25 protein-coding genes, 1 tRNA gene, 2 pseudogenes and 1 riboswitch are annotated in these 24,713 nt (G+C 48.2%); of the genes and pseudogenes, 7 read left to right on the plus strand and 21 right to left on the minus strand.

What is annotated here, in order from left to right; all coding sequences use genetic code 11:
• Positions 1–145 precede the first annotated feature (145 nt).
• The 11 genes from Psch_RS03145 to Psch_RS03195 all read right to left on the minus strand — a co-directional run bounded on the left by Psch_RS03145 (position 146) and on the right by Psch_RS03195 (position 11,370).
• The gene (locus Psch_RS03145; protein ID WP_190239082.1) at positions 146–3,472 is read right to left on the minus strand and encodes an InlB B-repeat-containing protein; all 3,327 of its coding nucleotides are present in this window, start codon (positions 3,470–3,472) and stop codon (positions 146–148) included.
• Positions 3,473–3,603: 131 nt separating this feature from the next.
• A complete protein-coding gene (locus Psch_RS03150) occupies positions 3,604–4,047 on the minus strand; it encodes a helix-turn-helix domain-containing protein (protein ID WP_190239083.1) in 444 nt (147 codons plus the stop codon).
• Complete coding sequence (locus Psch_RS03155; protein WP_190239084.1) at positions 4,044–4,496, minus strand: cupin domain-containing protein; 453 nt, start codon at positions 4,494–4,496, stop codon at positions 4,044–4,046. Before Psch_RS03155 ends, Psch_RS03150 begins: the two co-directional genes overlap by 4 nt.
• Positions 4,497–4,690: 194 nt before the next feature.
• Positions 4,691–5,608, minus strand: coding sequence for an AraC family transcriptional regulator (locus Psch_RS03160; RefSeq protein ID WP_190239085.1), 918 nt, complete (start codon positions 5,606–5,608; stop codon positions 4,691–4,693).
• Positions 5,609–6,073: 465 nt separating this feature from the next.
• A tRNA-Ala gene (locus Psch_RS03165) sits at positions 6,074–6,149 on the minus strand.
• 294 nt (positions 6,150–6,443) lie between these two features.
• Positions 6,444–7,541 carry an RNA-guided endonuclease InsQ/TnpB family protein gene (locus Psch_RS03170; RefSeq protein ID WP_190239086.1) on the minus strand — a complete coding sequence of 366 codons (1,098 nt, stop codon included), beginning with the start codon at positions 7,539–7,541 and terminating at the stop codon, positions 6,444–6,446.
• 4 nt (positions 7,542–7,545) lie between these two features.
• Positions 7,546–7,944, minus strand: coding sequence for an IS200/IS605 family transposase (gene tnpA / locus Psch_RS03175; protein WP_190239087.1), 399 nt, complete (start codon positions 7,942–7,944; stop codon positions 7,546–7,548).
• A gap of 111 nt (positions 7,945–8,055) precedes the next feature.
• Complete coding sequence (locus Psch_RS03180; protein WP_190239088.1) at positions 8,056–8,784, minus strand: class I SAM-dependent methyltransferase; 729 nt, start codon at positions 8,782–8,784, stop codon at positions 8,056–8,058.
• A 298-nt stretch (positions 8,785–9,082) separates the two neighbouring features.
• The gene (locus Psch_RS03185; RefSeq protein ID WP_190239089.1) at positions 9,083–10,171 is read right to left on the minus strand and encodes a mannosyltransferase family protein; all 1,089 of its coding nucleotides are present in this window, start codon (positions 10,169–10,171) and stop codon (positions 9,083–9,085) included.
• Positions 10,172–10,189: 18 nt separating this feature from the next.
• Positions 10,190–10,645: a GtrA family protein gene (locus tag Psch_RS03190; protein WP_134220130.1), complete on the minus strand. Its 456-nt coding sequence runs from the start codon at positions 10,643–10,645 to the stop codon at positions 10,190–10,192.
• A gap of 20 nt (positions 10,646–10,665) precedes the next feature.
• On the minus strand, positions 10,666–11,370 hold the full coding sequence (locus tag Psch_RS03195; RefSeq protein ID WP_190239090.1) for a glycosyltransferase family 2 protein: 705 nt from the start codon (positions 11,368–11,370) through the stop codon (positions 10,666–10,668).
• Between the two features lie 246 nt (positions 11,371–11,616).
• Between Psch_RS03195 and Psch_RS03200 the strand changes: the two genes are divergently transcribed.
• The 3 genes from Psch_RS03200 to Psch_RS03210 all read left to right on the plus strand — a co-directional run bounded on the left by Psch_RS03200 (position 11,617) and on the right by Psch_RS03210 (position 12,514).
• Positions 11,617–11,844 (plus strand): DUF378 domain-containing protein, encoded by a 228-nt coding sequence (locus tag Psch_RS03200; RefSeq protein WP_134220131.1) that lies wholly within the window; start codon positions 11,617–11,619, stop codon positions 11,842–11,844.
• A gap of 143 nt (positions 11,845–11,987) precedes the next feature.
• On the plus strand, positions 11,988–12,134 hold the full coding sequence (locus Psch_RS03205) for a hypothetical protein (protein WP_190239091.1): 147 nt from the start codon (positions 11,988–11,990) through the stop codon (positions 12,132–12,134).
• Positions 12,135–12,250: 116 nt separating this feature from the next.
• The gene (locus Psch_RS03210; protein ID WP_190239092.1) at positions 12,251–12,514 is read left to right on the plus strand and encodes a hypothetical protein; all 264 of its coding nucleotides are present in this window, start codon (positions 12,251–12,253) and stop codon (positions 12,512–12,514) included.
• Here Psch_RS03210 and Psch_RS03215 read toward each other — a convergent pair.
• Entirely contained in the window at positions 12,509–13,186 is a 678-nt protein-coding gene (locus Psch_RS03215; RefSeq protein ID WP_190239093.1) for a LexA family protein, read from the minus strand. The two genes, Psch_RS03210 and Psch_RS03215, sit on opposite strands and share 6 nt — an antisense overlap.
• Before the next feature lie 27 nt (positions 13,187–13,213).
• Positions 13,214–13,900 carry a gamma-glutamylcyclotransferase family protein gene (locus tag Psch_RS03220; protein WP_190239094.1) on the minus strand — a complete coding sequence of 229 codons (687 nt, stop codon included), beginning with the start codon at positions 13,898–13,900 and terminating at the stop codon, positions 13,214–13,216.
• 150 nt (positions 13,901–14,050) lie between these two features.
• Positions 14,051–14,161, plus strand: a riboswitch (SAM riboswitch).
• Positions 14,162–14,262: 101 nt separating this feature from the next.
• Here Psch_RS03220 and Psch_RS03225 point away from each other — a divergent pair.
• The 3 genes from Psch_RS03225 to Psch_RS03235 all read left to right on the plus strand — a co-directional run bounded on the left by Psch_RS03225 (position 14,263) and on the right by Psch_RS03235 (position 16,863).
• A complete protein-coding gene (locus Psch_RS03225; protein ID WP_190239095.1) occupies positions 14,263–15,468 on the plus strand; it encodes a homocysteine biosynthesis protein in 1,206 nt (401 codons plus the stop codon).
• 235 nt (positions 15,469–15,703) lie between these two features.
• The gene (locus tag Psch_RS03230) at positions 15,704–16,105 is read left to right on the plus strand and encodes an NIL domain-containing protein (protein ID WP_190239096.1); all 402 of its coding nucleotides are present in this window, start codon (positions 15,704–15,706) and stop codon (positions 16,103–16,105) included.
• Between the two features lie 2 nt (positions 16,106–16,107).
• Complete coding sequence (locus tag Psch_RS03235) at positions 16,108–16,863, plus strand: UPF0280 family protein (RefSeq protein WP_190239097.1); 756 nt, start codon at positions 16,108–16,110, stop codon at positions 16,861–16,863.
• 498 nt (positions 16,864–17,361) lie between these two features.
• Here Psch_RS03235 and Psch_RS03240 read toward each other — a convergent pair.
• From Psch_RS03240 to Psch_RS03275, 8 genes and pseudogenes are all read right to left on the minus strand, one after another.
• Positions 17,362–17,511, minus strand: a pseudogene (locus tag Psch_RS03240) (IS200/IS605 family transposase); the annotation flags it as partial.
• A complete protein-coding gene (locus Psch_RS03245; RefSeq protein ID WP_190239098.1) occupies positions 17,486–17,758 on the minus strand; it encodes a hypothetical protein in 273 nt (90 codons plus the stop codon). The pseudogene Psch_RS03240 and the gene Psch_RS03245, both read right to left, overlap by 26 nt.
• 551 nt (positions 17,759–18,309) lie before the next feature.
• Positions 18,310–20,901, minus strand: coding sequence for an ABC transporter permease (locus Psch_RS03250; protein WP_190239099.1), 2,592 nt, complete (start codon positions 20,899–20,901; stop codon positions 18,310–18,312).
• Positions 20,898–21,581, minus strand: a complete 684-nt coding sequence (locus tag Psch_RS03255; RefSeq protein WP_190239100.1) for an ABC transporter ATP-binding protein — start codon at positions 21,579–21,581, stop codon at positions 20,898–20,900. Before Psch_RS03255 ends, Psch_RS03250 begins: the two co-directional genes overlap by 4 nt.
• Before the next feature lie 82 nt (positions 21,582–21,663).
• Complete coding sequence (locus Psch_RS03260) at positions 21,664–22,653, minus strand: sensor histidine kinase (protein WP_190239101.1); 990 nt, start codon at positions 22,651–22,653, stop codon at positions 21,664–21,666.
• Positions 22,640–23,326, minus strand: a complete 687-nt coding sequence (locus Psch_RS03265) for a response regulator transcription factor (RefSeq protein ID WP_190239102.1) — start codon at positions 23,324–23,326, stop codon at positions 22,640–22,642. The genes Psch_RS03260 and Psch_RS03265 overlap by 14 nt, the downstream gene beginning before the upstream one ends.
• Positions 23,326–23,617: pseudogene (locus tag Psch_RS21580) on the minus strand (BlaI/MecI/CopY family transcriptional regulator). The gene Psch_RS03265 and the pseudogene Psch_RS21580 overlap by 1 nt, the downstream one beginning before the upstream one ends.
• Positions 23,618–24,073: 456 nt before the next feature.
• Entirely contained in the window at positions 24,074–24,388 is a 315-nt protein-coding gene (locus Psch_RS03275) for a hypothetical protein (RefSeq protein ID WP_190239103.1), read from the minus strand.
• Between the two features lie 93 nt (positions 24,389–24,481).
• Here Psch_RS03275 and Psch_RS21355 point away from each other — a divergent pair, with 93 nt between their 5' ends.
• Positions 24,482–24,607, plus strand: coding sequence for a hypothetical protein (locus Psch_RS21355; protein WP_282432418.1), 126 nt, complete (start codon positions 24,482–24,484; stop codon positions 24,605–24,607).
• Positions 24,608–24,713 lie beyond the last annotated feature (106 nt).

The raw sequence follows: 24,713 nt of genomic DNA on the forward strand, positions 1-24,713 counted from the left end.
ACTGTGTAAACAGGCAGGCAGATGATTTCCGCCTGCCTATTTGGGGCTTTAGCCGTCAATAATTTCTCCGCCGCTGGTGGTAATTGTATCCTCAATTTCAAACTCGGTGATTTCAATTTCCGGTTTTTCATAGGGCTTTTTCACATTACTCACCTCCCATGGTTCGATTTACAGTGTTATCACTATATACCGTAACCATATTGTTGTTGCTGTCCCTGTAAATCAGGTAGGCTCTCGCATACCATGTATCACCCTGTGTAATGTTGATTTTGCGGACATAGAACTGGTCGTTGGCAAAATTATTTAGCTTTAGGCGGATTGCATCCGGTGTATCCACCGTTAACGCACTGGTTAAAGGCACGTTTGATTTTAGCAGCATTGCACCGCCCTCCACCAATGTATAGCCGGACGGAACATTTTTAATGATTGTAAACATCATTGTCCTGTTTGCTGTATCTGCCATTACATGATCCGATAAGGTAATAAACGGTACGTTATTCAAAGAAATGCCCTCATCGACAAACACCGCTTTCAGCGTTGTGTCACGCATCGGAGCAAAGAAAGAGAACGTGTTCTTTGTGCTTACCTTTTTGTTGTCCAGCGTCCAGTGGCTGAACTGTTGTCCATCCGGTGCGGCTCCGGCCACAACCGTTACCGGCATGTCAAACTGGTATTCACCCTGTGTGCCGCCTGTAGATAATGTGCCGCCTTCTACAGTAACGGTATAAGTATCCGGCAGCCTCTCATAGATTGCCGTGATGATCATATCCGAGGTTATATTGTTGAAGGCCGGTCTCCATTCCTTAAAGCTGTATCCGACCAAAGCAGGCTGATTTGGAGGAGTCGCCGCCGTACCTTTAGGAACGCCTGTAGATTGTAAAATCCGGCCGCTTTTATCTTTAAATGTGACTGTAAACCTGGTATCCTCTTCTGTCGGAACCTTGCTGAGCACAGCCAATAGCTTGATATCTGTTCCCATAATGCGCTCATAAACCGGATCGGTGGAAATAATGCTAAATGTTCCATGGTCCGCCCAATAGGCAAAGGTATATCCTGTGGCTGGAGTCGCTGTTAATTTAATGACAGTACCCATTGCATATTGAAAGGCATATACCGATGAAATGGGTGTCGAACCATCATTTAGCCAGACAGTTCCACCTGCTAAGGTATTGACCCTCAAATAACTTTTCGACATTTCCACAAACATTGGAATCAGGAACATATCCCTCGTTACCGTGAAGGTATAGTTGGGCAGGGAGGATAATTTTGTAGTGCCTTCATACCAGCCATCAAAGTTGTATCCAGCAGCAGGGGAAGCACTGAGGGTTACGGTTGTGTCCGGGCTGTATGTTCCCCCGCCAGTCGCCGTTCCAAGTGCCGAATCAGCAATTGTTACAATATAGGTATCAGGCGAAGACATATCTTCCCAAATGGCGTACAGGTTCAATGGGTTTGCCGGCATGGTCACCGTATCTCCCGGCGCATAGCTGGTGCCGTCGTCGTCCGGCGAAGTGTTCCAATGCTTAAATTGCATACCGCTGGGAGGGTCAAAACTATTGTCTGCCGCCTGGAAGGTTGCTTCTGCCGGCTTATCCGTTTCTTCCGGCGCCGTGCCGGTACCGCCGTTGGCGTGGTAGGTCACAGTGTAGGTAACGGCCGGAGCAGCGCGGTTTACGATAACCGTATAGGTTTTTGCGGTTCCGTTTTCGGCTGTTACGACAATGCTGACCGTATTGTTGCCTGTGCTTAAAGCAACGGATAGGGCGCTTCCGCCGGTCACGGGAGTTCCGTTGACTGTTACTGTTGCATGGCTGTCCGCTGAGACAGGCGTTACCCCGACGCTGCCTACGCCGCTGGCAACATCCGCGGTGTAGCCGGTTACATCCGGGTCAAATACCGGAACCAGTGTCCCTGTGCTTAAGGTCAATCCGCTTAAGTTTGCGTTGCCGGAAGGGATATGGTTGCTTACTACATCGACCGTCAGCGTCAGCACGCTGCCCTCATTAAACGTAATAGCAAATTCTACTGCTGTTCCCGCCGTCAGGCTCAGGCCGGAAAGGTAGTCTTGTTTGATGATCAGGGTATCCTCATTTGGATCGATGGTATAATGAATATCCAAAATCAATGTTTCGCTTCCATAGACATCTCCCGTTACACTTCTATAGACCACTTCCGTTACACTTGTCGCAGCGCTGCCCCAGGTAATAAAGACAGATATGTCGGCGGGAGCCGCCAGGTCAAAGCTCACTGCCGCAGGATTGATAGCGGGATTGGCAGGCTCGGCCTGCACTGTAACGGTTACGGTATAGGTGGTTTCCTTGCCGCCGTAGGTGACGGTCAACACCTGACCCTCCACCGGCACGCTGCTGTCAAAGCCGGTGATATGCGCTGCGGTGATGGGCAATACGGCGGTGTTATTGCCTGCGTATGTGCCTGTAACCACCAGACCGGTAATGTCCAGCGGTTCGCCCGCGGTATAGCCTGTCCTGTTTGCCAGCGTAGTGATGGCAATGCTGTCAAGAGCGATTGGATCCGTCATGTCATTGCCAATCAAACCGCCTGTGCTCGCGCCCGCACCGCCCGTGACAAGGCCGGCGCTGCTGCTGTCTTTTATATCCACCCCGGCCGACATCGAACCCAAGCGGGCGCCCACCAGACCGCCCGCGTCTGCGTTCGCGCCGACGCTGACGTTTCCAGTGCTGTGGCTTCCGCCGACGCTGACGAACCCGACCGTATCCGGCGACATAATATAGCCGACCAGGCCGCCCGCGTGGGAGTTATCCCCTCCGCTTACGGGGCCGCTGCTTGTGCTGCCCGTAACGCTTCCTGTAATGCTGCCCGCCAAGCCGCCGATAAACGCGCCGTTACCGCCGTTTACGCCGGCGCTGCTGCTGCTGTCCGTGATGGTTCCCCTATTGCAGCCCACCAGACCACCAACGTATGCGCCGCCTCCGCTTCCGCTCAAGCTTCCGGTGCTGCTGCACTGACTGACGCTTCCGTAATTAAAGCCGACCAGTGCGCCTACATAGGCGGAGTCTGCGGAAGAAGAAACGCTTACGTTTTCCAGCGTGATATCTTGCAGTGTCCCGCTGCTGTCCACATATCCGAACAAACCCGCAAGCCCCAGCGTGTCGCTGTCAATGGTCAGATTGCATATGGTATAGCCGCCGCCGTCGTACGTGCCGGTGAACAAGGTGACGTACTCCCCGATGGGCGTCCAGTTGAGGCCCGACAGGTCGATGTCCGCCGTCTGCTCGAAGTATGCGCCCCAATAATCCTTATACACCACGTCGCTGACCGCTATAAGATCCTCAGCCGAAGCAATTATGTACGGATCGCCGTCGATACCCGCGCCGCTCCACGGCGCTTCAACCGCATAGGCCGCTATGGTTCCCACTGTCATCAGCATGCTGACCAGCATACAGACGACCATGAACCATGTGGTTATTTTGTTACAACCTTTTTTCCACATTATTTCCTCCCCCCTTTATTCACTAAAATTGCAGCTTGATAGTTCATATCGCATCCATTTTATTTCCTAATTTTAGGTTGCGCATTGACATTTTTGCGGTTTGGAAAAAAATACAGAAAATTTTTTTGCTTTTATATGGCAGCGGACAGAGGGATTTCCTCGTATCGCATCCGGGAGGCCAGGGTTTCCTCATCCATTTTGTACTTTTTGCGAAATTCCGAGGGCGTGTAACGATAATACATCTTAAAGTATTTGACAAGATATTTGGGGTCGGAAAAACCGCATTCGGCCGAGATGTCGCGGATCATTTTACCGGTGCTTAAAAGCAGCCTTGCCGCAACCATACATCGGCCACAGGCTAAAAGCTCCACGAAGGAAAGCCCGAATTTGTCCTTGATGTCGTGAGACATGTGCTGCGTAGAGATCCCGGCTATCTCCGCCAGATCCGTCAGCCTGTGCTGCCCGGCCGGTGTTTTCAGCACATATTCATAGATATCTCTGTACCTTTTCACATGTTTATCCACGAAGGCATGGATCCCCGAACCGTAGCGAAGGTAATCAAAACTGTCAATCATACAGGCCAAGGTTTCTTCCAGACGTCCCTTACCTTTGCATTATGGTTTTTGCCCGCTTCCTTGTTTATCAACAGCCGAACCAAGTGTAAAACATGCCCTTTCACGGTTTTGTACTTTTCCGGCGCCTCCGCCTCGTGATACGAAGAACAGCAGTGGATGAAAACGTATTGAAAATAGGGATAAGTCCTTTTGCAAAAGTCCGAATCAATCTGAACGATTAACAGCTTGTTATCTTTGCCCTTGATGCAGTGAAGCTCATCCCTGTTGACGACCACAATGTTATTCTCCGTCAGCAGGTGGGTTTCGCCGCTGACGCCAATCGTTGCCTGGCCTTTCAATACCATGATGATTTCCAGGGCTTTGTGCCAGTGGTAGGGATATTCGGTAATGTTCCGGATGCAAGCCCTGACCGGCATATCCTCTGAAAATGCTATCGTTTCCGGGCGCATTTTTCAGCACCTCCTCTTGGGCTGCTTTTATTCTCTTTTCTTTTTCCGGACCTTTCATTGACATTTTTGCGGTTTGACATCTTTTTTGAAATTTTTAAATTAAAGAAACCCGCATTTGAAAAAACGCGGGTTGACGATGGGAAAGTGTATTTGTCCGTATATTTTATGAGCCGCCATTCAGCTCCAAACATTATTCAACTGTTTGAGTGATGTAATAATTCTTTATAATGGGAAAGGAGCAGGTCACGGTACTGCGCCTGCGATGCCAGTGTTTTGTCATCCGCCCGGTACATCGTGCGAAATTCCGAAGGGGAATGCTTAAAAAAATGCTTAAAGTGTTTATTGAGGTATTTGGGATCAGAAAATCCGCATTCCATAGCAATGTCAAGAATCTGTCTGCCGGTGCTTAAAAGCAGCTTTGCGGCATATTCACATTGACTGTAATGCAGCAGTTTCATGAAGGTTTGCCCGAATTTTTCCTTAATGTCGTGCGACAGATGATAAAAGCTGATATCAAGCTCTGCCGCCAGAGCCTTCAGTTCCGGATTCACCTCATGATCGCCGCTGGCACGCCCGGCCATTTGCAGGAGCCGTTCTACAAGCTTTTCGTTGAATTCCTTCGTGCCATAGCCCCAGCGTAAAAAATCAAAATTGTATGTTATGTAACCCAGCATGGATGTCAGGATGTTTTCAATATTTTTTCTATGCTCTCCGCGGGCGTTTTCATGGAACGCCCATACCAGCCGGGCAATGTATTCCTTCAGTCCTTTGTATTTTTCGGGTGACTCCGCTTCATGATAAACCGAACAGCAGTAGATAAACAAATATCTCCCGTCTGTCAGGAGGCTCCGGTAAAAGTCGGCATCAATCTGAATAAACAGGATTTCGTTATCCTGGCTTTGGGTGATACGATGCAGTTCATTCATGTTGACTACGGCGATGTCATTTTCGCGCAGCAGGAGGTTGTCGTCGCCGAGGGTTATATTGACGGACCCTTTCAGCACCTGTACAATTTCCAGGGTGTTATGCCAGTGGTAGGGATATTGTTCCAAGCACCTGGCAAATATCTTGACCGGCAGTCCGTCGGAGAATGCAATTGTTTCAGGGCGCATCTTTACCACCTGCCTTTTTACAATTTTAACGGGCTACACCGCTAAAATCAGCACCCTTAAACATCGCCCGCGATTCCGATGGCTTTATTTTCCTGCGGCTTCTTCCGTCAGGAGATTTTGGGGCGTTCTTTGGAACCAGCCACACAGGTTGCCCTTTTTCAGTATACCTTTGATCCTGCCTGCAACGCAATATTCGGCAAACCCGTTTTTAGGCTCTCCACATCCGGAACTTTAGCGACGGCTTCCCCCTCACATTTTGTGATACGGTCGGACAATGCCAGTATGCAATGGAGTTAATTAACATGACAGGTATAAATGATGAGTCTATTCTAAATACCTCAGCGTTAAGAATCAAAGAATATATAGAAAAGAAATCATAAAAAAACCAGGGTTAATCCTGGCATGAATGCTTAAGATAGTAGCTGCCGCACCATTTCTGATACGACAGCTTTCGACAAAATACTATGGTGGAGACAAGGAGGATCGAACTCCTGACCTCTTGAATGCCATTCAAGCGCTCTCCCAGCTGAGCTATGCCCCCATGATAGATACACATGTTATTTTACTATCTAACCCCTCAGGTGGTCAAGCCCTAAATTGGACTTTCACAACCTGATTGGCGCTCCTTTAGCGACGTTATTTAGTTTACCACTTTTCTCGCTTCAGATCAACTATATTGCGCGGTTAAATTACGCGGTTAAATTATTTGACACTCCGCACGGCTAAAGCCATGGGATTCTTGGGTGATTAAACCAAAGTGCATTTCTGCTATCGGAGTATGACCCCAAGTTCAGGCTGTGCCATCAGCCCGTCCTAGTCCAGTGCATATAGCAGACTAGGCTGACAGACTGTTACCGTCTGCCACAGTTGCAGAAATGATATTAATCGCTCCTAACCTGTCGCGATGTGTTTTATATCCGCAACCACATTCGTATTTTCTATCGATAGCTTTATTGAGTTCTCCACTTACAGGGCATTTCTGGCTTGTATGTTGTGGGTTAACGTACTCAACCTTAATTCCAGCCAAAACTGCTTTGTACTCTACATATTGAGCTAATCGATAAAAGCTCCAGGTATGCAAATTCTTTTCGTTTTTACGGCTTGTTCTTGCCGTCTGGCGTATGCCGGAAAGTTGTTCCAAGCGGATTGTCGTTACATTGTTTTCTTGAGCAAAACGAACTACCTGCCGGCTAATTTTATGGTCTTGGTCTGTCATCCAGCGCTGCTCTTTATCATGCAGTTTCTTGATCGCCTTGAGTTTCTTCAATTTACCAAGTTTACGGCGTACTGACCGGTGTTTGCGTTTGATAAACTTGTTTTGTCTGCCATTGCCAAAGAATTTCGTTTTGCCGTTCTCCAGAACAGCGACAGCGGGAACTTTTAAACCTAAGTCCACCCCCATAATTTGACTTCCGGCGGCCGTATTTTCTGCCACCTGTACGGCAATTTGCGCTATGTACTTGCCGGACTTTTGAATGATGCGCAGGCTGCCTGGTTTGTTATTCAATAGATTTTTCTGGTAGCCGGTTAAGATAGCTTTCATCTCCACGCGTTTTGATTTTCCTTCGACAAACACAGGAAACGAGAGCACATCTTCTTTTACCGAATAGTTTTGATTGTTCCAAATAGCCACAGGCTTTTTGAGAACAGGAAGCTTGACTTCTCTTTGCTCATCGGGTTTTAATCTGGCGTTAGCCCGGACTTTCTTCTTATATTTCACGAAAACACTCTTGGCGTCTCGAATGGCTTGATTTTTAACAGCGCTAGGAAGGTCTGCGATCACGTCTTTACTTGAGTATTTAAGGTTTCTGTCCGCCACAGCATAGTCTGATACGATTTGATTAACCAAATAGATATAGTTTTTGGTTGTTGCTATTAGCAATTTGGACTGTTCTTTTGTTGGCTGCAGCTTGACTTTTACAGTTATTTGCAATTTGTCACCCCCTTGTCTTTTGCTCTGCAATATACCGTTGGATCGTATCGCTGGATACATTTCCTGCCGTAGAACAGAAAAATGAGCGTGTCCATAGACTAGGCAAATGCTGCAAGTGTTTAAATTCTTGCCGCAATCTTCTTGAAGTCACTCCTTTCACTTTTGCCATAATCTCTGAGGGGCTAATAGACGGCAAGGCGTTTACGAATAGGTGCACATGGTCCGGCATTACTTCAAGCGCCACAATGATGAGTTCGTGTTCCCGGCATATCTCTTGAAGAAGCTTCCGAAACCTCTGTTCAACCTCTTTGACTAACACCTTTCGCCTATACCGTGAACAGAAAAAAAAATGATAGTTGATTAGAGATACTGTGGTTTGTGTTCTTCTATACTCTTGTCCCATGATTATATTGTATCACTTAATTAATAGCACTGCAACAGAACGAGGGGGCAAATCGGGAGCCGCCTTCATCCCACGATTAAAACCGTGGGCTTTCGGCTACGTTTCTGTAATTTAGTTTTTTCTATAGATAAAGGTTCCGAAGCCAAAGTGGCTGCGGTATCTTTTCATCAAACCCTGATACTCTTGAAGCGGCCGTGACAGATTCGCAGCAATCATTAATTCCGGTGAAAAGAGCGAATTGCCGCCATAAAAGATTTCTTTCAAGTTGTCCAGCGGCCCCGGGAAATTCTTGCAGCTTGCCGCGATTTGGCTGAAACCAGCCTTCTCGAAAGCCTGCCGCCATTCCTTGAACGATGGTATTTGTGGTAGACCGCAGACAGCTTTTACCTGTTCCCTGGCTTCAGGCGGGAGGGAATCTTTAGCCAGCAGTTCAACGTCGACCAGGATCCCCTTTCTCTTTAAAACCCGGAAGCACTCCTTAACAGCTTTAAGCACAGGCAAAAATACCAATACCGATTCAATCATAACCAGGTCGGCAGCTTGATCACGAAAGGGCATATCCAGCACGTCGCCAAGGACAAAATGCACATCAGCCTTTTCCCGCCCGGCTCTTGACCTGGCTTTAGACAGCATTTTCTCTGAGTTGTCCAGGGCAAAAACATGGGCTCCATAGGTTTTTGCCAGGTGGCAGGCGGTTCGCCCTGTCCCGCATCCTACGTCAATAACAATATCGTTACGTGAAATGCTAAAATCCCGCAGAACTTTAAGGGTATGGTGAAATCCCCCCGGGTGCAGACTGCCGCTGTCCATGGAGGCAATGGCATCAAGGTATGAACTCATCCGAAATCTCCTTTTGTTTTATTGACCCTACATATTATGTGGGAAGGAAACATTGAGTTACATACCATTGAAGACGCCTTGCAGGCGCCATATCACCATAGCCAACATGACCATGAGTAACCAAAGGGTGTCAATGAAACTTTCCTGTTCCAGATTTATCAAGCTTACAATGCCAACACTAATTAACGCCACCAAAGCAAGCGCGGCATAAAGAACAGGTCGCAATGATATCAAAACAAGCGCCTCTTTTGCGATTAAAAAAGCACCTGAAAAGAGGTCCTTACAATGGCGGCTGCACTCAACTAATCCATCTTCCAGCTACAAACATGGCGCAGACGACCGAGAACACGACTGTTGTTATAATTACATAAGACTGGTAGATTTGGTTTTTACGGAGCAATAGCGCCAGGGTGATATAACCGGGGAAGAGGATAATGATGTACCTGGGCATACCAAGCGGCACGTTGTCAACTACTGAAGAAAACGGGATTAGAAAACCCAGGACCAGAAAAATCAGCAGCGAACGGTCTTTAATATACTGAAAGCTCCTGATTACCAGGAAGAGGAACAAAAGGGCCATGCCTGATTCAAAGAGAGCGTAATATTGGTTTTCATACAAAAACAGAGTCAGGTTGAGAAGCTGCCCGGCGCCCGGATAGGCGAAATGACGGTAGCCCCAGTACTCGGTATTCAGCGAGTGGGCAAAAGCCAGCGGGTCACCCGTGGACTGCCACAATACCATCATAAAAATGAGCAAAGCCCCGGGAATAAGGGCAAGCGGCAAAGCTTTTTTGATATTGAGCCTGTACCCTTCCTGCTCATACTGCATATACAGGAAAGCAAAGAACAGGACCACCCCAATATTACGGGTCAAGGCCGCGCAGGCGCCGAGAAGCGCAGCCGGCACCCATTTCCCCCGCCTGCCATAATGAAAGGCGGCAAGAGCGAAGGCTAAAAACGGCGCCTCGGAATAAATCGAGGAGAAAAAAATTGCCGTCGGGAAAAACAGCATGATAAAGACGGTGGACGCGGCAACTTCGGCGCTGTAGTCTTCTTTCACCAGGGTATACAGATAATAACAGGCAATAAAGAGAGCGGTGTTGGAAATTAGAAAACCAGCTGCCGCCCCGTCCTGGGTTAAAAAAGTAAGCAAGCGGATCATTAGCGGGAACAACGGGAAAAATGGCGCAGAGTCAAAGTCGTACCCCTGCCCTGCTATTCTCAGAAACCAACCTGCGTCCCAGTGAATTAAGGAATCAAGAATGACATGCTGGTGGATTCTATCCACAGACGCAGGCAGTAACGGACCCAGGACCTCCCTGGTAAGCCAAATTAAAAAAACGATGTAAAGTTTGTTCAGTATGTATATGTAGCCGACATGTTTCAAGTTCTCTTTAATAGAATGTTACCCCCTGGAGACCTTGGCCACCATCTTGCCTTTCCGGAAGACCCACAGCTTGCTGAGGGTAAAGTTGAAAGTAAAAGCAATAGCCGTCGCTAAAAACAGGGCTGTCATCTGGGCCAGATTTAAATTAAGGAAAATATAGATCGACGCGCTGTTGATACCCAGACCTACGGCGTTTACCAGCACGAACCTAATAAACCTGCCACCCTCATGGTGGTCGTGGATTGTCTTAAAAGTCCAGCACCGGTTTAGAAAGTAGCTGTTGAGTATGCCGCAAAAGTAACTCAAGCCTTTAGCCGCTGTGTAAAAGTAGATACTCTCAACAGGATATAATTTTACAATGGCAAAATAGACAGCCCAGTCGATAAAAGTATTTAAGCATCCTACCAGAGCAAATTTGCATAATTGAAAAATATTTTCCGTAAACTCACACTCTCCTTGTACAAACAGAACCATCAATTTGTATGCAGGACGTATTATTCAGACCGTGGAGAAAAACTGCTTTTCAAGGCAAACAATTCTTTAAACGCCCTCAAAATCACAGATAACTTGGCCCCGGTCTGCTCTCCTGCCACGCGGGGGAAATGGCTTACCCCCACCTCGGTTATAGTATAGCCTTTGGCTCTGGCTTTGGCTAGTATCTCGGTATCGATTAAGGCGCCCTGTGAAGTAAGGGTAATCTCATCAAATATTTTGCGCCTGTATAGTTTAAAGGCTGAATCAACATCCTTCACGTTGATTTTAAAGAGAGCATTAACGAGAGCCCCCCACAAAAAGGCATTGACCTTGCGCATAAAAGAATCCTGCCGGCAGGTCCTGCGGCCTGAGACGATATCTGCTTCTTCAATAAGAGGCAGAAGTCTGGTAATCTCCTCTATTTTGAACTGGCCATCCCCGTCTGTATAGAAAACCAGCTCCTTGGAGGCATTCTTGAACCCCGTTTGCAGGGCTGCGCCGTAACCCTTGTTGCCGTCGTGGTGAATTACTCTCACCGCGGGGTTTTCTTTGGCCAGGCGTTCTGCAATTTCACCGGTACGATCCCGGCTGCCGTCGTTTACAATAATAATTTCGTAATCATCGGATATCCTGCGTGCAACCTCAATCGCTTCCAACGTTATCCTGGTCACATTTTGTTCTTCGTTATAACAAGGGAAAAATATGGTAATAGGGTACTTCTTCATAATCCTCCCCAATCCTTTGTGTCGTTCACCATATATTACCTTCGACAAAACTATCCGGCATCCTTCTTCCTGAGTTTCCTTAAAAACACTTTTGCTTTAAGTTTGATTTTTTTGAACAATTTTATACGGGATAAACTTAATCTGTTGAAATTATAAACTAATTTACCAGCCATCTTTATTTTAGAAAAGAATAACTTTTTTAATATTTAACATAATAAGGGTATTAAAATTCAGGAGGTGTCAGGTATGGAATGGTTAAACCGCTTGGCTTTGGCTCTGGTCATTATCGGCGCCTTGAACTGGCTGCTGGTGGGAGTCTTTGAATGGGATCTGGTAGCCGCTATTTTTGGGGGCAATACGCTCAGGCAATCTTCTGACTTTAGCCGGTTTATTTATTCGATTGTTGGACTGGCGGGTCTCTACGCAATCTCATTCTTCTTCAAGGAAAACGCGCTGGTGAGAAACAAGCAGTAATTTTCTGCGGATGCGTAATGAAACGCTACAAAAAGAGTACGGCCCCTTACTCCGTACTCTTTATGTTTATTAAAACTCAATGTATAGGACAATTCCGGCCTGGTCATAATTAATACTGGAAACAACAAAAGGAGGATTGAAGAATGACTCCACGTAAAAAAGATAGGGTCCTGGTTCCGGATACTGTAACCGCCCCGGCGGAAGATGAGAATGATCTTTGCTCCGATGCATCTGAAAGTTCTTGCGGATCCTGCCCAAAATCCAGTGACGACAAAAATGCTACCTGCTAGAGACCTTATCTTAAGGTCTCTTTTTTGTCCCCTGGCTTCCTTAACGGGGGTTGTCACCGCAGGAAACTAATGCTATAGTTGGATTAATAAAAATTATTAACTGGGGTGATGTCGTTTTGAACCTCCAAAACAAGGGTTACCTCAACGATTACCGGGTAAACTTCCTAAACAACAGTACAATCATCAGTATCGAAATTACCTGCTGCGGCAAACACATAGGAGAAATGCGGTTTCAAGACGGCGAAAGGAAAAAGTGTCCTCAATGCGGCACGGTCCATACGGTGACTATCCAGCACAACCACTTCCATATACGCCCGGTAAAATCCAATTCCAAAGAACAGACGTACGATGGGGAAATCCTTGAGGAAAAAGCGCTATAATTTTTGGCCGGGCCTTGAAGGCGGAAATTTATAAACACCCGCGTATACCCCTTGAATAACCAGGTTGCTGGAACTTTCCAGCAGCAGATCGGGATAAGACGGGTTGGCGGCTACCAGACGGATATTACCGTCACTGGCCTTGTGAAATACTTTCAGGGTGGTTTCTTCTCCGTTAACCAGAGCGCAAACAATCTGCCCGTCGAAATCCACGTGTGACTGACGGTGGATTAAAACCAGATCGCCTTCATCTATCCCTGCGCCTGCCATTGAATCTCCTTTGACCTGAAGGGCAAAATACTCCTTAACCGCTTTTTGTTGCGGCATTGGGAGCATGCCGATGATATTTTGTTCCGAAAAAACCGGCTGGCCGGCCCGCACGGTACCCAAAACGGCAATACCGGTAAGATCATTAAATATTTCTACATGCTTGTTAAGTGTATTTTTACTTGGAGTATCCTTCTTTGGTTCGTCTACGCCAGGTAGAAAGTATAACACCGGCTTGGCTAAAGCCTCCGACAGCCTCAGCAAGTCGTCGATACCAATTTTGCGTTTTCCCTTCTCATAATAATTAATGGCTGTGGCCGTAAGCCCCAGCTTGGCCCCCAGTCCGGCCTGGGAAAGGAATTTTTCTTCCCTGGCTTTTTTAATTTTGGCCCCGATTTCAACAAACATCTAAAACCGCCCCATCTATACGCAATCTTAATCAATAGTAGGCATGGCTGATACCTGCCGCAGGTACTTTTGAGGGAAGCCAAAGAACTGCCCGCCGGCAACCATCTTTTGAAGATACTGCCGGGATGGAAACAGCATACTGTGCCACTTGAACACAGATGACTCCACACACATCGTACCGACCGCTCCTTCCACCGGTATCCTGATTTTCACCTCTCCCGCTGCGAGAGCCTTTTGCCTTGATTCCATATGGTACACTGCTCCCCACACCTCGCCATCAGAGGATCTGCTTAAATTTGCCACACCCCCGCCGGCGCTCCCGGTTTTGCTGTCATCAAAGGTCAGGTGGTAGCCCTTAAGGCATCCCCTCATCAAAAAATGCACGCCTGGCGATGAACGATATAGTTCAGGTTCGAGCTCCGGTCCATAGGCAAAATAAAGGCAGTCCTCTCCCGCCAGCAGCGGCAGTTGACCGGCAATGAGGTCGTCAATTTCCTGCCTGTTCTGGTGGACGCTAAAAAACCTGCGTTCTGCAAGCGGCTTCACCTCGTCACCGGCAAAAGAGCGGATTTTTCCGCCCAGAGCCAGTACGCCCATTGCCTCCTCCAGTTCTTTAACCTGCAGCTTCGAACGGTTTAATATAGTTTGGAAAGTCAGGGCATTATCCGCTTCCCTGATAACGCAGAGGACCAACAAATTCCTGTCCAGCGCCAAACGAATTCCCCTCCCACTTCAAGTAGAACTTCCCCAATCAAATATTAATAACTTCTACCTCGCCGGGGTTAAATCCTTTTCTAAAACACATACCTATTGACATAAGCTGGTTCAATTGATAGACTAATACACAGTAACTTAATACCTTTGCTCTTATCCGGAGTGGTGGAGGGACTGGCCCAATGAAGCCCGGCAACCTTGGGATTACCCCAAAAAGGTGCTAATTCCTGCAGAAGATCTTTTTCTTCTGACAGATAAGGGGGAAAGCGTTGACTTAGACTTTCTAGCCCCTTCTGTCTTAGAAGGGGTATTCTTATTAAGGACGGCAAGAGCAATGTTTAAACCGGGAGGGACGTGGAACAATGGCAATCGAAAAGACTTACGCCGAAATTAATGAAAAGATTAAGTCCGGTAAAGCGGTTGTACTAACTGCCGAAGAAGTAATCGGCCTGGTTGAAGAAAAAGGACTTACCGAAGCAACCCGGCAGGTAGATGTGGTCACCACCGGAACATTTGCCCCCATGTGTTCTTCCGGTGTATTTCTTAATTTCGGTCATTCCAAGCCCAAGATGAAGATGCAAAAAGTTTGGCTTAACGGTGTCCCGGCCTACTCCGGAATAGCTGCTGTCGACGCCTATCTTGGCGCAACGGAACTTCCCGAGGACGACCCCTGCAACAACAATTATCCTGGTGAATTCCGGTACGGGGGCGGGCATGTAATCCAGGACCTGCTAATGGGTAAAAAGGTCAAACTGGAAGCCACCTCCTACGGTACCGACTGCTACCCACGCCGTGAGCTCGAGACTTATATAAACCTGGACGATATTAACGAAGCGACCCTTTTTAATCCACGCAACTCCTACCAGAACTACAATTGCGGGGTTAACTTGAGCAACCGGGTTATTTATACCTATATGGGAGTATTGAAACCGAATCTGGGCAACGCACATTACTGCAGCGCCGGGCAGCTCAGCCCGCTTTTAAATGACCCCTACTTTTTAACCATAGGCATGGGGACCAAGATCTTCCTGGGGGGCGGGATCGGGTATGTGGCCTGGAACGGCACCCAGCATTTCCCCGAAATTCAAAAAGACGCTGCAGGAAACAGCTACGGACCGTCCGGCGGAACTCTCTCGGTTGTAGGCGATTTAAAACAAATGGAAGCCAACTGGTTGCTTGGGACCAGCTTCCTTGGTTACGGCGCTACCCTTTCCGTAAGCATAGGCATACCCATTCCCATCTTGAACGAAGAAGTGATGCGCTGCGTATCGGTCAGTGACCGCGACCTCTATGCCCCCATTGTCGATTACGGTGAAGCTTACGGCCAGCGGTTGCCCAGCGACTTGGGCTTCGCCAGCTATGCCGAGCTGAAGTCGGGAACCATCACCGTCAACGGCAAAAAAATTCCTACGGCTCCCCTGTCCAGCTATCCCAAAGCCAGGGAAATCGCCGCTATCCTCAAGGAATGGATCTGCAAAGGTGACTTTCTCCTGACCGAACCGGTAAAGCTGCTCCCTTCCTACCGGGACGGCATCCAATCCAAGAAGCTGGAAATCAGGGGGCTGTAGCAAACAATGCTGCACTGAAAAGGAAGCAAGGGGACGGTTCTTTTGCTTCCTACCCTGAAAACAAATGTACAACTTTTCAGCCCATAGAGAGAATCTAAAAAATGCAGGATCGAATTCATGCGCACAAATGCAACATTGTCCGGCGCCGGCGCGCCGTGTGCGATTGAAACCGCGCCTGCATCGAAAGCACCGCTACAGCCCCTGGAGGTATGATATCTGCAAAGGAGTGAACGGCATGGCGCCGAATAAAATAATCCTGCGGTTTGGTGAGAACACATCTGATCAGCCGATTATTTACCGTCTGGTCAAGGACTACGACCTGGTCATCAATATCCTCAAGGCCAACGTCAACCCCAATAAAGAAGGGACGATGGTTTTGGAACTTACCGGGGAAAAATACGAAGAGGGGCTGGGCTACCTGCGAGACCAGGGAATCAGAGTGCAGCCGCTTGCTGAAGAAGTCTTCCGCAACGAGGACAGATGCATTAGTTGCGGAGCGTGTACGGGTATCTGCCCCACCGGCGCCCTGAGCCTGGAAAGGCCTTCCATGGAAGTAAAGTTCGACAGCGATAACTGCATCGTCTGTCAGCTGTGTGTCAAAGTCTGTCCGCTAAAAGCAATGGAGGTCAGGTTTTAGATTTGGAGTACCTGAAGCGTACTTACCGGACTTTATTCCGCCAGGACGACCTGGTCCATTTCCAGGTAGTGGTGCGCCAGACCGACCTGGATATTGGGGTGCGCCGGGAGAGGTTTTCCCCTGAATTAGCGAACTGGGTGGAAAAGCTGCTCAGGGAACTCCGGGAGCCTTTTGAAGTATATACTAAGAAACACCCGGCTTTTCTTCATTCACTAGTACCGTGTGCACCTCTGTCCGGCGCCCCGCCCATCGCCGTCGACATGGCGCAAGCGGCTCGCCTGGCCGGGGTAGGCCCGATGGCCGCCGTGGCCGGAGCTTTTGCCCAGTACATCGGTAGGGCACTGGCCAGACGGTCAAAGGACTTCATTGTTGAAAACGGCGGGGACATCTACCTGCGCAGCACCCGCCGGCGCAAGATAGGTATTTTTGCCGGGGCCTCCCCCCTGTCAAACCGTATTGCCCTTGAAATCAAACCGGAGGATACTCCAATAGGTATCTGCACTTCTTCAGGCACTGTGGGCCCTTCCCTCAGTAAGGGCTGCGCGGACGCCGCCGTGATCCTCTCACCTTCCGCCATCCTGGCCGACGCCGTGGCCACGGCAGCCGGCAACATGGTCCAAGATAGCGGTGATGTTCAGACGGCAGCCGAATTCGCCACAGCAATCGAAGGGGTCACCGGGGCGGTTATCATAAAGGACGACCGCCTGGCCGCCTGCGGCAAGTTAAAGCTTGTTCCCCTTGTATCTAATAGCCAATAATAAGTTTAATCTAACAATTCAAGAAACAAGCCAAGAATAGTCCACGCAATTGTGCCATATAATAGCATTCTTCTTTTTGTTTTTTGATCAATACTTTTTTCGGTGGAAATATTTTTTGTAGATAAAGTATAGCTGAGACAACTAAAAACCCTGTTATTAATTCTAATAGTATATATCCAATTAGCATTAACACAGTCGTAGTCATAATAATTCAATCCCCTCCTTATATTTTATAAAGAGAGTGTAAATACTAATCTGTTCGCCGTTCGGACTGTGTATACCTGCCAGTTGGTTTAGTGCGTCGTAATCAAACAGTGTAACATGTTATTGCTTCTGTAAGCTTCCAGGGTCATCCGTCAAAACAGGTGTTACCAATCATGACCACCCGCTCAGCGGGTGGTTTGCTCTAGCCCTATAAGGGCTTGGGGCTAGGCTGAGCCTCAAGGCTCGCTGAAAGTTCCGCCAGCCGCACACCATTTCAAACTACCCCTAAAGGGGTTATTTTTTCTTGTTTTTGTCTACTGGCTCACCCGTAAACGGGTCTATATATTCTTTTAGACTCAGCTGGTATGCTACAATGTCTTCTTGTAGTTGCTTTCTTATATATTGTTCTATCGCCTTTTTATTGCGTCCTACTGTGTCTACATATGTAACCGGGCGTCGCGTTCCATTCTTTCCAGCAGGTCGGCGGTATCCTCATATGCGGGTAACAGAGGGCTTGTCGAATCTCCATCTGACTAACCTTAAAATCAAGGTGTCGCCTGTCTTGCCGCCTTTGGGAGCGAATTTGCCGGTCGGACTGTTCCAGCAGTTCTTTGACCGCAGTTGAAACCTCAACGCTAATCTGGCTCCCATTGGCGAGTTTATATGAAATTGTAACTAATGGCTTGTCCATTATTTTTTCCTCCCGTTCATCATGTTTGCGGATTGCTCCACAGACTATGGCTGATGAACGGAGAGGGCGGGGAACGGCAGCCGGGGCAGTAAACAGGCCCGGCCCGGACTTCGGGCCAAGTTGGCCCGAAGTTACAAGATACTTTGCTGTCGGCTGGCTAAATTAAGCCCTTATGTTTCCATAGCGGCTTGATGTGCTGTTTTGAAATACAGTAATAACAAAACACGGCAACGTCCTCCTTTCACGCCGCCGTGTCCCGAAAAAGGGCGCAGTTTATCAAGCCCTCCGATATACAGAGAACGGCGGTTTTGATTTTCAAAACCGCCGTTCCTCAATGGTATATCTTTTTATGGCATAACGAACCCCCGCCGAACAACGGTTTTTTTCTTTTTCCGCTTGCGCGGCGGGTTTTTTTGCCGTATTTTATTGTGGTACAACTTCGGGCCAACTTGGCCCGAAGTTAAATCGTCTTTGGAAACGATTGCGAATCACTTGAACCCAATCACGCAGATGTTTTTTTGGCTTTCTATCAAGTCAATATCGGTTTTGAATCAAGTCATGTCATCCCGAAGCGCGTCAATAATATTTTCTCTTTTTATCTTGCTAATGGCATACAGCATTGTAATGAACACCACAAAGAGCACGCTGAACACGCTGATTCCGATACTGCCCCACGGGAACACAAAATCGATATTGTCCGCCCCGCCGACGACCATCCCTTTGTAAATCAGCCAAGAAGAGATTGCCGCTATGGGAAGCCCGAAGAGCAACGTCCTCATGCCATAAAAGACACACTCGAAATTCATCATCTTTTGGAAATCGCGTTCAGACATCCCCACAGAGCGGAGCATGGCAAGCTCCCGCCGGCGCAGCTTGATATTCGTGGAAATCGTGTTGAACACATTGGCAACCGCAATCAGCGAAATCATAATGATAAAAGTATAAGCGAACACGTTGACAATGAATATGATATTGCGGTTCTCATCAAGAAATTTATTGAGATTGTACAGGTTGTACTCGGCTGTTGTAATTCCCGCACCCTGAATCATCGCTTCCATTTTAGCCACCGATTGCGAGGGATTCTTTGACCGAAAGGTCAAGCCCTTAATAACCACATGGGTATCGGGGGTTTCAAACTTCTCTTTGAGCGAATAGGGGACCATCACCCTAAAAAAGATCGGATTCTTTGACCCGGAGTTTTCTAGGATCGGGAGTGTATCAGGCGGCACGGTCTCGACAAACGTAATGCTTACGTTTTGCCCCTGTTCCATCTTCGGCTTGCCATTTGTTTCGGGAGCGATGGTAAAATTCATGGAAGAACTCTTGAACATATCAATAAACTCGTCAACCTCATGCTCCCGATTGGCTTTCATGTGGCTTGTCAGTTTGGCAACGGCGATCATTTTCACATTTTGCCCGGTATATTCCTCTGCGGGCAAGCCCAAGCCTTTGATAATATTCAGATAGGCGCTGTCCTCAAGAAACTGGATTTCCATTGGCAGATTAACCGTTTCGTCCGGCGAATGTGAACCCGCGTATTCCCAGTAATAGTCTGAAAGATCGCTTGCTTTGGCAGCGCATGAATACTTCATAAGCGCTTGATACGAGCTTTCGTAAACACCGTCGGCGGTTTTTAGTTTGTCGTAAAGCGGCAACATTTCGCTATCGTCCATGTCCTGCGTGGCAAAACCGATGTCATAGGTAGTACACACTGCTGCCCGCTCCGAAAACTGTTGCAAATACGTTACAAAAGCACTAGCCGATATAAACAGCACGACGCTTAAAACAAGTGATAGCACAATGCTGCGATAGCGTCTCTTGTTTCTCTTAAAGTTCTTTAACGCAAGAGTACCTTCCAAGCCGTAAATGCGCTCCGCGAGCTTTGAAGTTTTCACGGCTTTGGATTCGATTTTGACCTCGTTCGTCTGGCGAATACTCTCCATCACGGGAGTGCTTGCGGCCTTCCTGGCCGGGATATAGGCCGAAATCAGAATTGTAACCATGCTGACCGCCGCCGCAACGACAATCGCGGGGGCGGACACCGTCAAGGTTAAAGGTACGGCGCTGTAGGCAATGCTCCCGAAATTCCTGGCGACAACTGAAATCACAATCCCGATGCTGCCTATGCCAACGATAACGCCAATCGGTATACCGACCGCACCGATACAAAGCCCCTCAAACAGCACCGAATTTCGCAGCTGCCTCGCTGTGGCTCCCACCGACGAGAGAATCCCGAACTGGCGTGTGCGTTCGTTCAGCGAGATGGTGAATGCGTTATAAATCAGAAAAATCGAGCCTATCATGATGATGGCGACCACAATGCCGCCAACCGCGTACAGAAGCGCGTTGAACACGTTATTGTCGGAAAGGCCCATGAAGCGCAACACATTATCGTTAAAGACGTAAGCTTGGGTTCCGGCTGTGCTGCTTGCGTAAGCGTGAACCCCACGCGGGTTTTTAAGCGTAACAAATATGCTGAAGTTGTCCGCTTTGTCTTGTGTATCTGCTTTCGTTATCAAGGTATATCCCGGCGCGGAAGATTCCTCAAAGCTGGGGCTTTGGCAGATACCGACAATCGTGTAGGTTCTCTTGGCTTTTGGCACAAGAGTTTCTTTCCCGGAAATGTAAGGGTCGTGTTGACCGAGATTTTTATTTCCGTCCATGCGGCTTCCGACAGCAAGTGTAAGCTTGTCGCCCACCGCGAATTTAACGCCGCCGTTTGTAGCGACGCGCCCCGAAACAACAATCTCCCCACTGTTTTTCGGCAATCTGCCTGCAGCCAGGGCTATGGGCAAGGTATCAAAGGCTTTCTCGCTGTATCCGGCTATAAAAAGATACGGTTTGTCCGGGTTTTTCCCGCCGTCAAGTTTTGCGTAGCCGATATTTTCAAATGTTGCGGTGTTTGCAACTCCATCGTCGTGGGTTCGTTCCTGTACGAAAGAAGAAGGGACGTCCAAAAACTCAACGTGCCAACCGCCGTATTTCTGGGCCGCCCCGTTTGCCATATAGTTCAGCAAGGAAACGCCAAAGGTGGCTACAGCCGTGATCATGGCGGCGGACAGAATAACTCCGATCACCGTTACAATCGTTCGTGTGCGGCTCTTTTTCATGCTTTGCAGGGTAACTTTGTTGAAAATGTTCATGGCCGCACCCTCTCGTCTCGCACTACTTTGCCATCTGATATGCCGATAATGCGGTCTGCTTGCAGGGCGATATTTTCGTCATGGGTGACGAGGAGCAGGGTCTGCCCATATTTTTTATTGCTTTCTTTCAGCAGTTTGATGATTTCATGTCCATTCCGGCTGTCCAAACTGCCCGTGGGTTCGTCGGCCAGCATGACCGCCGGGGCGTTCATCAAAGCGCGTCCTATGGAAACGCGCTGTTGCTGGCCGCCCGAAAGCTGATTGGGTAAATGCGTTTTGCGGTCTTTTAGCCCAAGCAGTTCCAACAAGTCATTCAGCCGTTCCTCGTTGACCTTGCGCTTGTCCATCAGGATAGGCAAGGTGATGTTTTCCACCACATTCAGGGTGGGAATGAGGTTGTGAAACTGGTAAATCAGTCCGACCTGCCGCCTGCGGAAAATGGCGAGTTTTTCATTGCCTTGGGCATATACATCCTGCCCCTCCAAATACACTTTTCCGCTTGTCGGCACGTCCACGCCGCCGATGATGTGAAGCAATGTGGATTTGCCCGAGCCGGAGGAACCGATGATTGCGGTAAACTCCCCTTTTTCGATTGTAAGCGAAACATGGTCAAGCGCGGCAACTTGGTTTTCGCCCTTGCCATAGGCCTTGCATAGATTTTCAATTCTTAATAGCTCCATTATGTGAGTCTCCTTTCTCATGTTTTACCCATATAATAGAACCTTCAACTTACATCTCTGTGACTTTCAGGTGAGAGATTAGTCACTTTGGGAAACGAATGGCAAAGTTCGCGCCGCCCTGCGGGTGATTTTTGGCGGTAATCGTCCCTCCCTGCCGTGTTATAATCATCTTGCAGAGAGCCAATCCAATCCCGTATCCTGTTGCGTTTGCGCTTTTCCCGCGATAAAACCTGTCAAACAGGCGGGGTAAATCTTCTTTTTCAAAGCCCGCGCCGCTGTCGTGGATGGCAATCTCGGTAAACAGTGGGTTGTCCTCACAAACAATCTCAATCTTCCCGTTCTCGCCTGCGCTTTCCATGCAATTTTTGAGGATGTTTTGAATTGCTTCCGAAAGCCAACCAGAATCGCCCTGAATGATTATCCCTTTCGGCACGTCTATTTGCAAAGCAATATCGTGCAGTTCCATTGGGATCAAAAACGGGTGAAGCGCAGCGCTTATCAAAGTGTTCACATCTATCTGCTCGCCTTGGAAAACCACAATGCCCGCGTCCAGGCGGGATAATTTCAACAGGGAAGTAAGCAGCCAATCCATCTGTACAAACAATTCCTTTGTTTCCCGTATCAATGCTTTCCGTTCATTTTCGTCAGGGTTATTCTCTAACAATGACAGAATAAGGTTCACGGATGTGAGAGGGGTGCGGAGTTGGTGGGCTATGTCAGCCAGCGAATCGGCAAGATGTTCTTTTTCTTTTTTCAGTGCGTCGTTTTGCTCCCGAATACGCAGCGTCATTTTTGTTATCTCGCTTTGCAGAATGGAAAGTTCGCCCTCGTCCGATTCACCAATATACAGATGGTCAGCGTTATGAAGCACAAGATCGATTTGATCTGAAATCTGCGCAATGCTTTTATATCGGGCTTTGGTAAACGCAAAAAACGCTGTTCCAAAGGCGGCGGCAGAAGCAATGGCAAGGATTCCAGCCGCCGTATTGATTGCAAATCCCAGCGTCACAGCGGCGGCAGCTATTAAGGAGAACAAAATGGCAAGCTGCCGAAACTCTCTATTCCGAAGCATACCCGTCCCCCAATCTATATCCCGTCCCGCGAACGGTCAGAATGATTTGCGGGCTTGCGGGGTTGTTCTCTATCTTCTCCCGCAGGCGTTTGATGTACACGGTCAATGTATTGTCATTGACAAACTCGCCCGCTGCGTCCCACAATTCGTCAAGCAGCCTGCTCCTTGTGATAATACTTTTTGGATTGTTAATAAACACCAACAACAAGCGGTATTCTAAGGCTGAAAGAAAAACCTCGCTGCCGTCCTTTTTCACGACGCCGCTTGCCATATCGACATGAAGCCCGCAGATTTCAAAAGCCGATGGAGAACGTCCGCTTTTTCGCAGGGCGGTTCTGATTCGCGCGATCAGTTCACGCAGACGAAAAGGCTTGGTGATATAGTCGTCCGCGCCCATGTTCAGCCCGGTAACAACACTCGCCTCATCGCCGGAAGCCGTCAGAAAGATAACGGGGACATCTTGCGTTTCTTTGATTTCCGTGCAAACCGTAAAGCCATTTCCGTCAGGCAAAGAAATATCAATCAACGCCAAGTCAAATTTATTCCCGGCAAGTGCGGCAAGGGCTTCACTCCGCGTAGGGGCGTGAGTGACTGTAAATCCCTCCGAGCGGAGCAAAAGCACAAGGTTTTTAGTGATTGCCTTATCGTCCTCAACCAAAAATATCCGTGGCATTAGTCAGACCTCCGTTTCCTTATCCATTCTTGCAAGTCGTCTAAATCTTCGTCAGTCAATTCCTTGTCTTGATGAAGCGTCGATAGCAGACTGATAAATGAATTTTCATGGTATTGCTTAACAAAATTCCCAGTTTCAAATTGGAGATAATCTTCCTTTGAAACGAGTGGATAATACAGTCTTTCCTTGCCTTTTTTTTTCTGAGCGTAAGAACCCCTTTTCTACCAACCTGCTAAGTAATGTGACAACCGACTGTATAGGCCAGCTTTTTTCTCCCGACAAATGCCCCATTACCTAGATGAGGTTACTGGCCCCTTGGTCCTTGGCAACACGGGTGCGAGGCTCCATGTCAAGGGCGGCCACGGCTCTTTTTTCGAAATCCTATGAAAACAGGAGAAAACCCGCCATTTCCCGTGTCTATTTTAACGGGACAAGCTCATTTGGTGTAAACACTATGTGGTATTTACAATTCCATTGTGTGTGTGCTAAACTTTCTGTATCCATTTGGATATCTACCTCCTTTGTTAGTGCGGCTGGCTAAACCTGCACTATTTTACCAAAGAGAGGTAGATTTTTCTACTCATAGCTAAAGCTTTTTGGAACCACCTGCATAGCAGGTGGTTTTCGTTATACAAAAACCCAGTGCTGCTGAAAGTATCAGCAGCACTATTTTCATGATTTTTTGTGGTTTTAAACCCTTCTCAGCTTTAAGCCTGCGGTAAGTTTATTTATTGCAACAAAAACCTGCTACCCTCTCGGGTGAAACTGCCAACAGGCCTGACGGTGCGGGCCGGCCGTGGACAAAACACGCTCCAGTCCCTCCCTGCCTACTAGTTCCAATACTTCCACGGCATCCAGTTCTCCGGGGACCCTCCTGCTCAGGCCGGCATACCGTGGAATCTGCGCCGCGCACCCGTTCCTGGTCTCGTTCCCGCCTGTTACCAGTACAAAAAATTTGCAGTGGGCACAAGTTTGAGCCACCTTGTCCCGTAGTTCGGGCAGCATCATCTTGTGGCCCTCGTATAGAAAATTTTTACGGTAGTAGTCGTGGATATTAGCCATCCCCGTCCCTGGTTTCTGAAAGCTAAACAAATCTGATTTATACAGGATAATCCAGCTTTATTAACTTTCTCTCCCGCCGACTAACGGGAGGCAGTGTCACAGGATTCAACTGCTGAGCTATGGACTCTCGCCCATATTCCGGTGGTTCACCTTGCGGTTCACCGCCTGGCCATTAGAAAGACCAGTCCTGCCCGGAAGGGGGTGTTACCCACCGCCTAGTTGTTCTAACCTCCGCGCCCGACTTTCACAGCGTGTCTTTGCGACGCATCATCGGAAGTGACTGCTAAGAAACCTTTTTCCTTTCACTTATATTGACTCAGTATTC

This window comes from Pelotomaculum schinkii, assembly GCF_004369205.1.
GTDB lineage: Bacteria > Bacillota > Desulfotomaculia > Desulfotomaculales > Pelotomaculaceae > Pelotomaculum_C > Pelotomaculum_C schinkii.

Coding starts and splice junctions, on each gene's coding strand:
- Psch_RS03250 (WP_190239099.1), bottom strand. CDS start 20,901: ATGAACATTTTCAACAAAGTTACCCTGCAAAGCATGAAAAAGAGCCGC.
- Psch_RS03230 (WP_190239096.1), top strand. CDS start 15,704: ATGGCGCCGAATAAAATAATCCTGCGGTTTGGTGAGAACACATCTGAT.
- Psch_RS03145 (WP_190239082.1), bottom strand. CDS start 3,472: ATGTGGAAAAAAGGTTGTAACAAAATAACCACATGGTTCATGGTCGTC.
- Psch_RS03160 (WP_190239085.1), bottom strand. CDS start 5,608: ATGCGCCCTGAAACAATTGCATTCTCCGACGGACTGCCGGTCAAGATA.
- Psch_RS03245 (WP_190239098.1), bottom strand. CDS start 17,758: ATGGACAAGCCATTAGTTACAATTTCATATAAACTCGCCAATGGGAGC.
- Psch_RS03255 (WP_190239100.1), bottom strand. CDS start 21,581: ATGGAGCTATTAAGAATTGAAAATCTATGCAAGGCCTATGGCAAGGGC.
- Psch_RS03195 (WP_190239090.1), bottom strand. CDS start 11,370: ATGAAGAAGTACCCTATTACCATATTTTTCCCTTGTTATAACGAAGAA.
- Psch_RS03225 (WP_190239095.1), top strand. CDS start 14,263: ATGGCAATCGAAAAGACTTACGCCGAAATTAATGAAAAGATTAAGTCC.
- Psch_RS03205 (WP_190239091.1), top strand. CDS start 11,988: ATGACTCCACGTAAAAAAGATAGGGTCCTGGTTCCGGATACTGTAACC.
- Psch_RS03275 (WP_190239103.1), bottom strand. CDS start 24,388: ATGGCTAATATCCACGACTACTACCGTAAAAATTTTCTATACGAGGGC.
- Psch_RS03150 (WP_190239083.1), bottom strand. CDS start 4,047: ATGATTGACAGTTTTGATTACCTTCGCTACGGTTCGGGGATCCATGCC.
- Psch_RS03215 (WP_190239093.1), bottom strand. CDS start 13,186: ATGTTTGTTGAAATCGGGGCCAAAATTAAAAAAGCCAGGGAAGAAAAA.
- Psch_RS03180 (WP_190239088.1), bottom strand. CDS start 8,784: ATGAGTTCATACCTTGATGCCATTGCCTCCATGGACAGCGGCAGTCTG.
- Psch_RS03190 (WP_134220130.1), bottom strand. CDS start 10,645: ATGGTTCTGTTTGTACAAGGAGAGTGTGAGTTTACGGAAAATATTTTT.
- tnpA (WP_190239087.1), bottom strand. CDS start 7,944: ATGGGACAAGAGTATAGAAGAACACAAACCACAGTATCTCTAATCAAC.
- Psch_RS03260 (WP_190239101.1), bottom strand. CDS start 22,653: ATGCTTCGGAATAGAGAGTTTCGGCAGCTTGCCATTTTGTTCTCCTTA.
- Psch_RS03200 (WP_134220131.1), top strand. CDS start 11,617: ATGGAATGGTTAAACCGCTTGGCTTTGGCTCTGGTCATTATCGGCGCC.
- Psch_RS03265 (WP_190239102.1), bottom strand. CDS start 23,326: ATGCCACGGATATTTTTGGTTGAGGACGATAAGGCAATCACTAAAAAC.
- Psch_RS03155 (WP_190239084.1), bottom strand. CDS start 4,496: ATGCGCCCGGAAACGATAGCATTTTCAGAGGATATGCCGGTCAGGGCT.